Origin of the sequence: Brumimicrobium salinarum, from assembly GCF_002844555.1 — a bacterium.
Taxonomy (GTDB): domain Bacteria; phylum Bacteroidota; class Bacteroidia; order Flavobacteriales_D; family Crocinitomicaceae; genus Brumimicrobium; species Brumimicrobium salinarum.
Genome location: NZ_PJNI01000008.1, coordinates 64,554 through 78,583, shown reverse-complemented (window position 1 = coordinate 78,583; position 14,030 = coordinate 64,554). Strand labels below are relative to the sequence as shown.

General features: G+C 33.0%; 13 protein-coding genes and 1 pseudogene. 5 read left to right on the top strand and 9 right to left on the bottom strand.

Annotated features, from left to right (window positions below; genetic code table 11):
• Positions 1-166 precede the first annotated feature (166 nt).
• Positions 167-349, top strand: a complete 183-nt coding sequence (locus tag CW751_RS08125; RefSeq protein ID WP_101334511.1) for a hypothetical protein — start codon at positions 167-169, stop codon at positions 347-349.
• 232 nt (positions 350-581) lie between these two features.
• Positions 582-2,015, top strand: a pseudogene (locus CW751_RS08120) (P-loop ATPase, Sll1717 family); the annotation flags it as partial.
• An 18-nt stretch (positions 2,016-2,033) separates the two neighbouring features.
• Here CW751_RS08120 and CW751_RS08115 read toward each other — a convergent pair.
• Positions 2,034-2,708, bottom strand: a complete 675-nt coding sequence (locus CW751_RS08115) for an IS1595 family transposase (RefSeq protein ID WP_165779258.1) — start codon at positions 2,706-2,708, stop codon at positions 2,034-2,036.
• Between the two features lie 662 nt (positions 2,709-3,370).
• Positions 3,371-3,793: a DUF6943 family protein gene (locus CW751_RS08110; protein WP_133122167.1), complete on the bottom strand. Its 423-nt coding sequence runs from the start codon at positions 3,791-3,793 to the stop codon at positions 3,371-3,373.
• A 719-nt stretch (positions 3,794-4,512) separates the two neighbouring features.
• Here CW751_RS08110 and CW751_RS08105 point away from each other — a divergent pair.
• From CW751_RS08105 to CW751_RS08090, 3 genes are all read left to right on the top strand, one after another.
• Entirely contained in the window at positions 4,513-5,277 is a 765-nt protein-coding gene (locus tag CW751_RS08105) for a DUF4365 domain-containing protein (protein ID WP_101334507.1), read from the top strand.
• Positions 5,278-5,290: 13 nt separating this feature from the next.
• Positions 5,291-6,043, top strand: a complete 753-nt coding sequence (locus tag CW751_RS08100; protein WP_101334506.1) for a hypothetical protein — start codon at positions 5,291-5,293, stop codon at positions 6,041-6,043.
• Between the two features lie 1,319 nt (positions 6,044-7,362).
• Positions 7,363-7,575, top strand: a complete 213-nt coding sequence (locus CW751_RS08090) for a hypothetical protein (protein ID WP_101334504.1) — start codon at positions 7,363-7,365, stop codon at positions 7,573-7,575.
• Positions 7,576-7,666: 91 nt separating this feature from the next.
• Here the strand turns inward: CW751_RS08090 and CW751_RS08085 are convergent, their stop codons facing one another.
• From CW751_RS08085 to CW751_RS08055, 7 genes are all read right to left on the bottom strand, one after another.
• The gene (locus CW751_RS08085; RefSeq protein ID WP_101334503.1) at positions 7,667-7,873 is read right to left on the bottom strand and encodes a hypothetical protein; all 207 of its coding nucleotides are present in this window, start codon (positions 7,871-7,873) and stop codon (positions 7,667-7,669) included.
• 106 nt (positions 7,874-7,979) lie between these two features.
• On the bottom strand, positions 7,980-8,171 hold the full coding sequence (locus CW751_RS08080; RefSeq protein ID WP_101334502.1) for a hypothetical protein: 192 nt from the start codon (positions 8,169-8,171) through the stop codon (positions 7,980-7,982).
• 169 nt (positions 8,172-8,340) lie between these two features.
• Positions 8,341-8,523, bottom strand: a complete 183-nt coding sequence (locus CW751_RS08075; RefSeq protein ID WP_101334501.1) for an HTH domain-containing protein — start codon at positions 8,521-8,523, stop codon at positions 8,341-8,343.
• A 192-nt stretch (positions 8,524-8,715) separates the two neighbouring features.
• Complete coding sequence (locus tag CW751_RS08070; protein ID WP_101334500.1) at positions 8,716-10,095, bottom strand: Fic family protein; 1,380 nt, start codon at positions 10,093-10,095, stop codon at positions 8,716-8,718.
• A gap of 442 nt (positions 10,096-10,537) precedes the next feature.
• Complete coding sequence (locus tag CW751_RS08065) at positions 10,538-12,205, bottom strand: coiled-coil domain-containing protein (RefSeq protein WP_101334499.1); 1,668 nt, start codon at positions 12,203-12,205, stop codon at positions 10,538-10,540.
• Positions 12,206-12,330: 125 nt separating this feature from the next.
• Complete coding sequence (locus CW751_RS08060; protein ID WP_101334498.1) at positions 12,331-13,032, bottom strand: hypothetical protein; 702 nt, start codon at positions 13,030-13,032, stop codon at positions 12,331-12,333.
• A complete protein-coding gene (locus CW751_RS08055; protein ID WP_101334497.1) occupies positions 13,022-14,026 on the bottom strand; it encodes a cyclic GMP-AMP synthase DncV-like nucleotidyltransferase in 1,005 nt (334 codons plus the stop codon). Before CW751_RS08055 ends, CW751_RS08060 begins: the two co-directional genes overlap by 11 nt.
• Positions 14,027-14,030: the final 4 nt, after the last annotated feature.

The following is a 14,030-nucleotide window of genomic DNA, read 5'->3' as shown; positions in this document are numbered from 1 at the left end:
GGTTAAGGTTCAGAAAAAGCCATCAAGCACTTTTGCCTGGTGGCTTTCTTTTTTCATATAAAGACCAATACTAATGGAACAAATATCGACGATGATTTTAGTAAAGAATGGATCTAAAGCTGCAGGGTTTTCTAAAATCTATGTCGGTATCTTAAAATGAACAAAAATGGAAACGACAGATGACAATACAACATTTATAGGAACAATCTCTGGAACGATACTGAGCGTTTTAGCGATGTTTGATACCAAGGATTTGATTAAGACGGTAATCATGGCTACCATTGGGGCTGTGGTTAGTTTTTTGGTGAGTAGAGGGTTGAAGTGGATTTGGAAAAGGTGGAGGAAGTAGGTGAAAGTTTAAGGGAAAGTTTATATATTGTGGCTTTATGAGAGACTTTAAAATCTCACAAAACATCACTCTATATAAACAGCTTTAACTTATGTTTTTATCAAAATAGATATTCAACATGTTTTTAAATACTATATTTAAAAAATAAACACCTAGTTATGGGAATTTTTGATTCAATAAAAAAGAAAAACAAAAAAATAAGAGTACGAAAGACTTTTATTTTGGCGCAGTAGAAGCAGAAGGAGAGAATGTTTCTGACTTGAACCTCCTATCTTATTTTGATGATTACTTATGCATTTTAAATAGTTTAGAAATAGGGAAATTCATTTTCACTGGTCGAAAAGGAGTTGGAAAAAGTGCAATAGCCAAATATATAAAAGATCTATCTGATGATAACGAACAATCCCATGCCAAAATTCTTAAGATTGGAGATTATGAATTAGAAAAACATATACAAGAAGTTGCTTTACAAGAATCAAAACAGAAGTTGATATTTGAATGGCTTATTCTTGTGAATTTGGTTAAATTAATAGTAGAAAATGAATGTGGAAAATACACAAAGGAATTTACCAAATTAAAAAGATTCTTAGATATAAATTCTGGCGTGATAGATGTAGATAAACATCAGTTCATTACAGGTGAAAAGAATAAAGGAGGCGAAGTTAATTTTGCTCCTTTAAAGCATGTTTTTGGTGGAGTATTCAAAAATTACTTTAAGACCTCAGTTAATAAAGCACCATTTTATAAAGTGATTCCACCTTTAAAACAAATTGTTAAAATTGTCTTAGACTTTCCTGTTAACAAAGAAACTGAGTTCTGGTTGTTATTTGATGACCTAGATATAAATTTTTCGGTTAAGAATAAGCTTTCTGCAGATAAGGTAATGGAGTTAATACGAATAAGCCGTGACTATAACAATGAATTACTTCAAAACAATAAAGCTAAAATACTGATCTTCTTAAGAGATGATATGCGTGACTTTCTAAAACCTAAGTACGCTGATTCTGCAAAAATATTTAATTCATATGAGATAAATATTAATTGGTATGATCATTCTGTTTTAAATGAAAATGAGATACCTCTAAAGCGCTTAATCAATAAAAGAGTTGAACTTAACTTTAAAAAAAATGAGATAGAATTTATAGGTGACCCTTGGGAGAACCTGTTCACAGAATCATATATAAATGGAAAGTCAATTTTCAAATATATTCTCGATTTTACTTTTTATCGACCAAGAGATATAATTACACTATTAAATGTGCTATCACTTGAAGATTATCAATTTCCAATTGATCATTTCACACTTAAACGCATCATAAAAAAATATATTCACATTAATATAGACGAATTAAAAAGTGAATTAAGCTTATTCTTTACTGGGAATGATATTAATATTTTATTTGATAAATTGTTTCCTTACATATGTGAAAATCAGAATATATTGGAGAAAGAGTTAAATGATAAAATTGAGGATTTAGGATTCTCTATAAATACCCACGAAGTTATAGAACTTCTTTCTAAATATTCGCTTATAATATTAAGAGATAATAACGGGAATTTATATTTTCAATATAGAGATGACACTGAGTTAGATAATATTGATAGGTCTCATCTCCATTATACCCTACCTAAATGTATATATCACAAATATAAATTTATAAATTGAATTCCCCATATACTTCTCCTAAGCTATTAAATACGCTGGTTTGTTAGTCATAAAGTTCTCTAACAATCTGCCGAAACTTATCTTCATAAAAGCTTTTCTATTAAATTTAAAGAAAAACTCATCTAGGTAATTTTGCATACATTCTTTTGAGACATGATGATGAATGCCTCTCAGCCAGCCTTTGATCAACATTGTTAAAGTATTCAGTTCTTTAAAGTTCACCCCACCTTCAGACTTTATTCTGTTTATTTTATATTGCTTTGAAATTGGTTCGTAAGATGACCATTTATCTGTTGTGACATCTGCCTCTGTATCGACTTTTTCTTTAAAAAAAGGAAGAAGATCAGCTTGGCTATACCCATCAATAACTTTTGCATAAGCATTTCCGAGTGTGTGTTTGCCTTTGTGCTTAACAACTTCACAACCTAAAATAATTTTCACCTTCTTGCTTGTGGAACTTCTTCCCTGTTTCCCCTTTTCCTTACCTCCAACAGCAAATTCGTCAACATAAACGTTCTTTTTTAGTTTATGCTTACCGCTACTAAACATTCCTCTTTGTATTTTTTTTCTTAGCAAACTTGCTGTGTCTGGATTTACATCATAAGTCCTTGAAATCTCTAAAGCTGACATCCCTTTTTTTCGATTACTTAATGCAAACATAATTTCAAATGCTTTCAAAATTGATAGTTTCATCTTATGAAACATGGTGTTTGCTTTAACTGACTCATCATACTTACATTTAGTACATCGCAAGTACCATTTCGTTCTCCCCTTATAACACAATGTGTTCCCGCACCTTGAACATTAATAACCATTTCCCCATTTCAAATCAAACAAATAAGAATAACAATCTTCTTTCGTTTTGAACTGACTTCTAAAATCATAAACACTTAATCCTTTGAACATAGCTTTTATTTTTAACTCAAAACTAAGACCTCACTCCATAATTTTTTTACGGTGTGCGAAATAAGTGGGGAATTCAAATTTATAAATTAGAATCATATTGGGATTAAAACCTATATATTTAGTATAAACAGCCCGCCGAAGCGAACTGCTGAGAGTTACAAATGAACCACAACGGGCCACGAATCAACCCGTTTGCGTTATTTGTTTCTCTGCTATCGCTAGGATGTCAGTTTTTGACACCAGCGATAAAGCTTAATAAACTTACTCCTTTCCGTTCCTGGAGGAGTTTCGTAAATCTTCTGTTTGAGCTTTTCCATTTCTGCAGAAATTTCTTTTCTGGGCATTGATCTAAGAATGCTTTTAATGACTGCTGAATTTACGTGATACATGATATTTAAATTTATGTTCGGCACACCTCATCTAATGAGACGTGCCGAACTGGTTAATAATTACGATTTAATTAATTGGTGCACAAGCACCTGTTTTAATTGTTTAATTGAAGCCTGTATGCGTTTATAGTTCTCTTCTTGCTGTTCAAGTTGAAGAAGTGAGCTAACAGTCTTTTGAACTGCCTTTGGCTTGCTGTAGGTTCTTTTTTGCGCTTCCTTAATAACTTTGATGAGGTCGTTTTTCCGTATGAAAGGAATCACAGATCCAACTAATGAAATTTGAAATTGCTTTCCCTGATGGAGAGAATAAACTATCCAGTACAAACTTTCTTTTTCGGTTTCCGAATTGCAGCATACCACAAAGCAATTCGGGCAAGGTTTTTTGAGTGGTTTTCCGCTGTTTAATCCTTTGTTGAGGATAAAGAAGTGGGGACCTTTATACACGCCTTCTGGGCGGTAAGTAATCATTTTGAAATTAGACATAATTTAGGTTTTAAAAATTAAGTCTTGTTCATCGTCGCTTCGCTCCGCCAGGAATTCCAAAAGAAAAAACCAAAGAAAACGACCTAAAAGGCCGAAAAAAAAGGAAAAAAGAAAGCCCATTTTTTAGGGCTAAGTAGCAGCTTTGTCAAGGTTTTTGTCAATAAAAAATTTGACTCCATGAGTGAACAAAGGAAAGGATGGCAAATTTTAGAGCTGAGGAGATTTAAGTTGAAAAAAGGTAACCAAAATTATTATTGCAAAACCCGAAGGGCTTGACCTTTATAAAGCTGTGCACAGCCCTATTTTTGCTTTTATTTTTTTATTTTTTATCCAAGGAGAAATGTTAGTTAAAAATCCTGAATCGAAGAGATAACTAAAGAGAAGGCTATAATGATTAATCGAAGGGAGGTTGTTTGTTCAAGTGTAGTTGTTTTACAGTTGTAACATAAAAACATAGGGAGCAAGGAGGAGGAACATTTTCAATGAAGGCTATTTGTAGAAAAGAGAAAACAACTACTCTTGACTTTCTACAAGTTTAGTTTAAAAAGATGAGGTTGAAGTATTTGCTGCCTTTTTCAGGCAGCTGATACCTCCCTGCAAAAATGTTGGTTAGTTCGGAGAGACGATGTTTTGCAAGTGTGCTTTTTTTGAGTAACAATAAGAAAAAAACTATATTAAAAATAACTAACTTAGTATCGTCATAAAAATTAATTATAAGGATGGGTGAACTTAGATATGTTAAAACAAATGCAACGGCCAAACAAGGAGTTAATCACGTTAAGCTTATGATTAAGATAAATAAACATAAGTTTGTGGATATACATGATGAGGATGATATAGGGCTAGATTGTTTTATACAAAAAATGGAAAATAATGAACCCGAAACATTGATTGGGGTACAAATAAAATCAGGAGATTCGTTTTATAATTTTTCAAAACAAAAATGCAGTATACCTATAAAAAACCACAAGAAGTATTGGATCAATAATAGCTTGCCAATATATGGAATCGTATTTGTACCGAGCTTATTAAAAGCTTTTTGGTGTGATCTCAGGACAGAAATAACTAAAAATGAAACTAATAAAGTAGTTACTTTTGCTGCTTCCGAATTGACAGAACTAAATCCGACAAATTTTAATAAGGAAATGGGGAAACCATTTTTGTATAAAGAGAAGTATTTAAACGTTGTTAAAAGAATAGTTAAAACTGATTCAGTGTTGAAAGGATTTATAAACTTTGTGTTGAAAGAACTAACCCCGTATATAGAAGAAATAATCAATTATAGAGATTTTGAGAGTTTTTTAAACGATATCAACTACAAAGTGATAGATGAAAAAAGGTATAAACAACATTCAGAAAGGGCGGAGATTACAGGAATGACATTTCCACAAAATAATGGGAGGTTTGCTGTACATAAGCATAGTAATGAGATATATTATACGGATGAATTTAAAAAAAGATGGAACAGTCACTTAAGAATCTAAAAGAAGCCTTTTTATGTGTGAAATAGAAGATATAACCTATGATTTTATTCAAAGTATTATTGAGACATCTAATTCAATTGTCCATAGTGAATTCTTGAACACTGGAATAAAATATATTGATTTAATGGTAGAGCTAGTAATTGACGAGAAACCTGTTAATAAAACCATTGCCATTAAGGTGGTAAGCAAAAAGGAAATATATAAAAATAACAAAATACTCTATTATTTAGAAGATGCCCAACTTGATTATTATGTAAAGAATGAAATGGCAGTTTTGTATATTTTAGAAGGATATCAGGATTTTGGTATGCTGTGGTTTTATGAGGAGGTACCTAAAGATAAAACTATAAAATTCAATGTTGATAATGAGTTTACTTTGATGAGTTTTGAGCATAATGTAGTGCCTTACATAATTAATAAAAAACAAACTCTTAAAAGATTGAAGAGTAATCTGCACGAACCAGAATGGAACGAACTCAAAACTTTTTTAATGAACAGATTTGATGTTTTGGAGCTAGTATATCCATTAATTATTAACAATAAAACCTTAGATGATCTGATTGATTTCTGTAATGTGAAAACAGAAATAGTTATAAATCAGCAAATGAACCCATCTAAATTTGATTCAAAAGGACAAGGACCCAAAGGTATTGAGCTAGGATTAAATATTTTTAGTTGGGTGTACCATACAAATGAAATTATTTTTATAACACCGGATAAATATCTTTTACTCAAAAAGCAGTATCAAAAACTACATGGCAGATAATGGGTTAAGTTTATAATTTTTGGGTAGTAAAAAAGTTATAAATGAAATCTAATGCTAGAATTAAAAGTTTACTTTAAAACCAAGTTACTGAATAATTACACAGGAAATGGAGCCTTCAGCCTCTATAAATTCAAGAACGAAGGGTTGAGTTTTTCTTTTAAGATAAAGCCAAACACGAAGGGCGCGAGCCGTCTGCGAGTGGAACGAAGGGGGGATATGGAGAGTGAGAAACAGAGCGATAGCGGAGTGGAGCACGGGAATGACCTCTGTGCCTTAGCACACGAAGGGCGTTTTATTTTTTTGGATCTCGGAGAGATAAGTTTATTCAAGTGTGGGATTGCTTCTTTGATGGAACGAAGTGGTGTTTCGGCAGGCTCAACAACCAGATCGTAATGCTAGATTAAAAGGAGCGGATAAAGCAAACCCACGCTTGACTGTCTACATGTTAGATTGAAAGGTGATGTTTAAGTGCTTGCTGACCAGCGGGAGGCTAGCACATTCTTGGGGTAAATGCCAAAAAAATGAAATGCCCTGAAGCCTGAGAGACTAGCAGGCGAGCCAAACACGACGCTGCGGTGCCACCCCATTTATAGGGAGAGGGAGAGTTGGAGGAACGAGAACTCTACCACACCTTAAAGGGGTTTGGGGTGGCAGAGTAGCAGCAACTGAAGGAGGAGACACCCACAGTGAGAAAAATAAGTGGAGTGTGGCGCGCGGAGTTTCCGAGCACGACACAATGGAACGGTAAAAACAAGCCCGTAGTGAAACGGAGCTTTGTATAGGCTTGTTTTTATATTTTTGGAGCAGGGAGGTGTTGATGACTGAAGACCATATTTCCTGTGCCATACAAACGATAGAGGGAACTAATTTATGCGAAGCTAAGAACCAAAAAATCGTTAGTTGATGGTTCGAAGGGTAGATGTTAGTATTATGGGATAAACCACAAGTTTGGAACCTTGCGGTAGCGGCGTTTTGGAATGGAGGGGTGTTTTATTAAGGAGTAAACTTTAAATTGAAAAGATTACGCCACGCCCCGTGGGAAACGGATAGCTTTTTGAACTGTTTTGCACAGGAACATACTATTACAAAGCGACCTTGGAATGCTCTTGTAATAGTGTTGTTTCCGTAGCAAAAACAGAAGGAAACTAGGAGGAGTAGACGGATAAGGCGCAAAAGTTTAATTATTCATTTTTAAGAGGTAATGACCTATATGAATTTTAGATTTTTGAATTGAAAATTAATGGTCGTGAATTTCTTTAATTAATTGGTAAATATCCGTTTTAAATGTAACTTTATGGAAATCATTTAAATATAATAATATGAATTATTACAGAGTCAATAAAAGTACGTCATCAAATCCTAATGGTGATAATGAAGTGCATAAGGATACGTGTTATCATTATGATAGACTTTCCAATTATGAATCTTTAGGACAACATTCAAATTGTAGTAGTGCTGTTTCTTTAGCAAACAGGAAGAGGTATAAAGCAGATGGCTGTAAGAATTGTATTCCAGAATGTAATAAAGGGTAGGAAGATAGATAACTTAATCGTAGGAAGTCTACGATAGCGACGGAGGTTTTTTATACAAGAGAAATCTCGCGATAGCCCTTAGTTTATATTGTTATTTATTTGTCTCAATTTCCCACAAATCTTTTCTGAGTCTTTTAACCTCTATGACTCCAGCTTTATATGGAATAGAGTTTTTAATCTCTTCTAAAAGTGAATTTTCACATGTTATTTGTTCAGCACCTTGAGTTATTTTAATCCTATAACGGAGTGTGTAATCATCATTACTTCTAATACTATTGATTTTTATTATTGGTTCCATGTTCTTTAATATTTTAAATTCTTTACATTTTTCTTAATAATATCCTTATTAAATATAACATTCAACTCCAGAAGGTGTGACGAAAGATTGGAAGTATTAAATAAAATTATAAATTTAAATCAGGAAAATCCAGTATCAAGTTTAAGTAAATCTTGCCAGCAATTTGACGAGAATTATCATCATCATTTTCACGAATAGCACGCTCACAAGCAACTATAATTTTTTTCTTTTGAATGGTTGTTAATTCAATACCTTTTTCCTTTACTACTATCTCAAAAAGTTTTTCTACATCTAGCATAATTATTGGCTTTCATTACAATTATTACTCCCTACATCCTTTTATCAATTCTTTTGCCTTATCCAACGTATAGGCCCCATCAACTGGCTTTTGGTCGAATACCATGAAGTAGGCGAAGTTGTGGTCTGTTTGGCGTTCCTAGTTCTAGTTGTAAATCTGTGAATTTCATTTATAGCTCTTGTTTTTTAAGCAACCAAATGCCTTCTTTTCGTCCCCCCTCGCGCTCTATAAAATTATCTTCTCTTAATTTTTCAATGTAGGTTTGCACAGTTCGTTCTGTAACCCCTAAAATTGAGCCTATTTCTTCTGCTGTAATTTCAGGGTAAATTATTATGAGTTCTAAGGTTAGTATTTGATTCGGTAGTTTCTTTCCCGAAGCTTTCCCGAAGCTTTCCCGAAATTTTTCATAAAATAAGTCATTTTAAATATTTTTTCGGTCTACTTTTAGTAACAATTGATTTTGGTTTGTAATGTTGTTTAAATCCTTGTTGCTAATGAAGTGACAATGGTCTTTCAGTCTTTTTGTAAAATAGCTAATTGACCATTATTTACTCATTAATTTCTTCAATTCTTTTCCTTTATCTGTTAGTCTGTATTTTTGTAAGCTGCTGTTTGGTTTTTCAGGAATAGTCATTTCGATTAAATCTAAATTGATTGCTGGTTTTTGATAGTTTTCTCTATAGTTGCGCTTGTCAGATAAATTTAATTTCGTTTGAATTTCCTCTCTCCCCATTTCATCCGATATTGCCCATATTAATTTTTTAACTTGGGGGGTAACTTGGGGGGTGACTTGGGGGGCAGACTCATCGCTTTCCTTTACTGGCATGGTTTTAACTTGGGGGGTGATATCTTCTTTCGGGAAAGTCATTCTTAAAAAGTTTTCAGAAAACTTAAAACATTCTCTTCCATAGTACTCTAAAATTCGAGGTACTCCAGAACCTAATTGTTCAACTAATTCTAGGTCTTTATAAATACGCATTAGTTCTTTATTTCTTGGAACTGAGAAGCCTTCAAAGAACTCGTCTTTACTTAAGCCATTAGGTAAACCACCTGTAGAAGTGATTTCTATTCTGTCATCAAAAATCTCAAATTTTGGGGGTACTTCCGTTGTGTAATCATTGTGTACAAATGCATTTAATATCGCTTCTCGCAATGCAATGGAAGACCATGGACGTTTGTCTATACGTTCCGCTGAAGTGATGCTGGTATCGCTTTTGTTTTCAATTTCTATTTTGTCTAGAACTTGTTTTGTCGCTTTGATTAAAGATTCATACCCGAAATCTGGATTTTCAGTTAAATCTACTCTTGTTAAACCATTGTATTTTGCCAACTTAATTGAAGTACCATTTTCATCTGCCATTAAATAGGCAACGTAATTGTATTCGCCTTTTTCAGTTAATAATTCAAGGTTCTTCGCGAAATTCTTATTCAGCGTAATGCCTTTTCCTTCATAATAGATTTTCAGTTGCTCGAAAGTGAGGTCTTGACGGCTCGATCTAATTTTACCGATTGATGTTTTAGTTCTTTTGGCAAACAATTCATCAATCATTTTTTGAGGCATGGGATCGGCTGCAGTTCCATTGCGAATGTATGCGCCCTTTTCAGACATGCCGTATTTGCGTTTGTAATAGGGCTTTTCTGAACCACTTGCTACCGTAATCTTAATAATGTCTTTGCCATCCTTTTCCTCCGAACTTATATCAAACAATCCCATACAGGAAGGAATGATATTGGTTTTTAGGCGGTCCTTGATTTTGAGCATATCGCCATCAATATCCTTAACGCCCACAACTGTTCCCATTTTATCAATCCCAATATAAATAAAACCACCTTCATTGTAGTTGAGGAAAGCAATTACTTCTTTCTCCAGGTCTATCTCTTTGGTGAGCTTCTCTTTGAATTCTATTCGGTTTGTTTCGGGCATGGTGTTTTTGTTGTTGCTAATATCGTGAATATATTTTAATTATTACTGGATCTCATTTTTGAGGTAATTAAATAGAGTATCTTGAATTTACCATTTATGAAAAGGCCAATAGACGAGAGTAACGATATAGATTGAGCTACAAAGGACAATCACTATTGAAAAGCTTAGATACTTGACGGTAACAAGAGGTTAGTAAGCAGAAAAAAAATGTTAGTTCCTTTCCCGAATGTATCCCGAAGCTTACCCGAAACAACAGTTTTCATTGTACTCGACTTGGGGATTTTAGAATGGAGGTTCTACGCATTGTCTAAGGTGAAAATTTTATGTAATTCGGCAGGATTATTATAAAAATGATCTAATCTATAACTTAAAATTTGATACATCGATTCCTTCTTCAAGACAAAACTGTTCCAAAGTAGTTCCTCTTGAGGCTAATCGATTATTAATCTTCTTTTTCAATTTTTCTGATAAGTTTGAGACGGTTTGAATACAGTTCGGCATGTTCTTCGAGCTCAGGAATTCTCTTTGATGAATAAGGATTGGCGAGTGCTTCTCTAATATCGCCATTATCAAACTTTTCAAGACGCTCTTTTCGAATTCGTTCATTTTCTTCTCTTCTTTTTGTAATTGTTCTTGAAGATTCTGACTCGATTCTTTTTTCCATAAGTCGAAATCTTTCGATAACTGCTGCTTCTTCTGTTCGAAATCCAGCGATTTTTGACTCAATGTCTTTTCTAAGTCTTTCAAAGGTTTCTGGTATGGATTCTGTTTTTTCTCGTAATTCTTTAATGTCTTGCTCTTTTCTTTCTGAATCTCTTCTGAACTCTTCTTCAAGTCGTTCTTCTTCTTGTTCATAAGACTCTCGAAGTTGCTCTGATTCTCTTCCAAGCTTCTGTTGTAATTCTCCAATTTTATTTGATAATCCTTCTGTTTTTTGTCTAATTTCTTTTTCAGTTTTTTGTTCTCGTTCAATTGCTTCATCAATATTGGATTGGGCTTCGATAGCTGAGACAACTTCTCTTGTTTCTTCTTCAATAACTCTGATTTCTCTTTCAACTCTTGATCTCTTTGAACGGTATCTTTGCTCAAGTCTACTAACTTTGCTTTGAAATTCCTTTTCCGAGACTTCAACTCTCTCTCTTTGCTCTTGATATCTCTCAATTCCTGATCTGCTATGTTTTTCTCGTAGTTCTTCCAGTTCTGATTCAGCTCTTTCTGAAGCAAGCGTAATTCTTCGTATTTCTGATTCAATGTTTTGTTCAATTGTTCTGTACGATTCTGATTCCAAGATTTTTTCAATTGATCGTATAAGTTCTCCAAGTTGTGCGCTTCTGCATTTGTAACCTTCTTCAAAAAATGATCTTTGGAGCTCATCAACATCATATATTCTTCTTGAATCTTCCGCGGAAATTTGTGTATAGACTGTTTTTTGTTCTTCATAATTGAAAAGCCATTTAGTATTTTTTGATATAAGTAAGTTTCGTTTAATTTCTTCAGGTGAAGATTTAGGTACATATACCTGAATCGCATCAATACCTAATCTTTTTAATTTCATTAATTTTTTTTGATCAGGTTTGTGAGTAGCAACAAATTCAACCAAGAGAATAGGTTCGTTTTTTTCGTTTAATAAGATAGCGTCAGGGATAAAATAAAGATATTTTTCATCTACTTTATCTTTACTTACCAATTGTACTTTTCCATTTTCATCTTCAAATATTGCCTTTTCTAAGATAACAGAATGAGCCTTGACAAAATCAGCTTCTCGTATTTGGTAAATTGGGTCATCATCTGAATCAGGGTACTTATAAAGTGGTGGGACTTTAATTTTATTTAATTCTTTTAAATAAGACTTGGATAAAAAGTGTCTATGTGTTTCGTGAGAGTAGGTGCAATTGTTTTTTGAACCTTTAGTTACGTGATGTCTAAAGTATTTTGAAATTTTCTTTTTTGGTAAAACTGCCTCCATTTTCTTCTTACAACCTAAACAAAAATATCCAGGACCTAGACCGTTTTTGTCTTGTAAAACATCACCGATAAATATGATTTTATTGCTTATGTCATAAGCATATAATGATTCGTTGGTGTATTCTTCGTTATGGTCAAATTTCATTGTATTATTTATTCTTTAAATCTCAACTTAATTAATATCGAACAATTCAAAAAGTAAGCCATTCTTTAAACAAAGATCTAAAAATCATCAAAATGATACAAATCAATGTTTTTATAGCATATTACTTACATAACGATTTTTTGACTTGTAATATTCCATTTAGAACGTTCCTTTAATAACTGTCTTAACCCAATCTCTCTTATAAAAGGATTAATGATTTTATATAAATCGTGTTTAAGCAACGCTATATCCAATCGTTTAAACTCTTTGTACGACCTTTTATGAAGACCATTCTTGCATGTTTTAAGAGTGAACCCACTTCCACAATAACACTCATTTCTGTTATTGAGCAATCCTCCTGAAACTCTTACTTTCAAAATAGCAGGAATGAGGCTCATCTTTTCAATACTCAGTATATCACGATATCCTTCAATTACACCAGGTGCTCCATGTGAATACTCACCTTCTTTATATTTTTTATTTAATTCATAAAATGAATTGTTCTGAAAGTATGGGACAACGATCAATGAAATGAAATCATGTAGCGTTTTTATTTTGGTCTTGAGTAGAATACACTCTTTTGCTGCTGTAGTTAGGCAGCAATTACCAGTACTTGGATAAATATGACGATCAATTTTTAAGGGTATCCTTTCACCAACTTCATAAACCAAAGGAAAACGAATAGGGAATCTACCAATTACTATTTGTATATCGTAACTGTCGTCTGGAGCTATAGAAAGCTCTCCTGTAAACTCTAAATTGTCTTTATCCCAATTTAAATGAGGAAAGCTTTCTAGCACTTCATTTATTTGCTGATTAATATCCATAAGGACGTGGAATTATGGGTGCAGTAGAAATTGCTCTTCCTAAATTTTCTGACTTTACATCTTGATCTTTATCCTCCCCTAAAGGAAATCTATCACCAAACTGATTTTTTATAAGGACTTCACTTGCTTTTTTAAAATTCGTTTCAGCTTCTGCCTTATCTAAATCTCTTAGTAAGTTGCCTAAACTCTTTAGGAAGTCGTTTTTTCTGGTTTCTGAATAATCAGCGAAGACATCTTCATCTTTCGGGGTGGTTGGACGAATACATTTAAAGCCATTCACTTTATTTAGTTCCTTGTCTATTTTGCGGACTGTTTCACGAAATGAAAAATCATCATTATCATCTTCAGTGTAATTATTAACAGCAAGAATAGTTAGTTCAAAACCGCTAGGAAGCTTAAGAGAACTGTTTTTTAATTCTCTATAATCCTTCCATGCTTTTAAGTATCTAACAATTCTAACTAACTGTGGACTTTTCAACTCATTAAACCATTCAAAGAAAGCTTTTGCATCACTTACTGTCCAGTCCTTGGTGCGATGAGCTAATTCTATTATATCGTCTTTTTTGTAATAAATAGGTAAGTCAATGTGGTGGCCATCAGCAAAAACTACACGAATACAAGTTTGTTTTCGAATTGTATCTTGCTTTGTGTGATTATCAACTGAGTCAAAAACCCAATTATGCCATGTTTGAATTGGTTTACGATTGTCTTCATCTTCTTTTTCTATAAAATAGATTCCATCATCCAAATCATATTTGAATAACCTTCTGTCTAACTCTTCATCATAGACTGGGATTGGATTGATCGCTGTATCCATTTCAATAGATCCTTGACTTGCGAATTTAGGTTGTAACTCATTAGATTTATTTTCAGAAAACCATTTTTTAATTTTTTTTCTAAGGTCTTTTCGACTTGTTAAAAGTCCTTCTTTCTTTTTAGGATCTAATTTTATTTCTTTATTAAATCCAATAAATTCTTTATGTAATACTGACATTTTT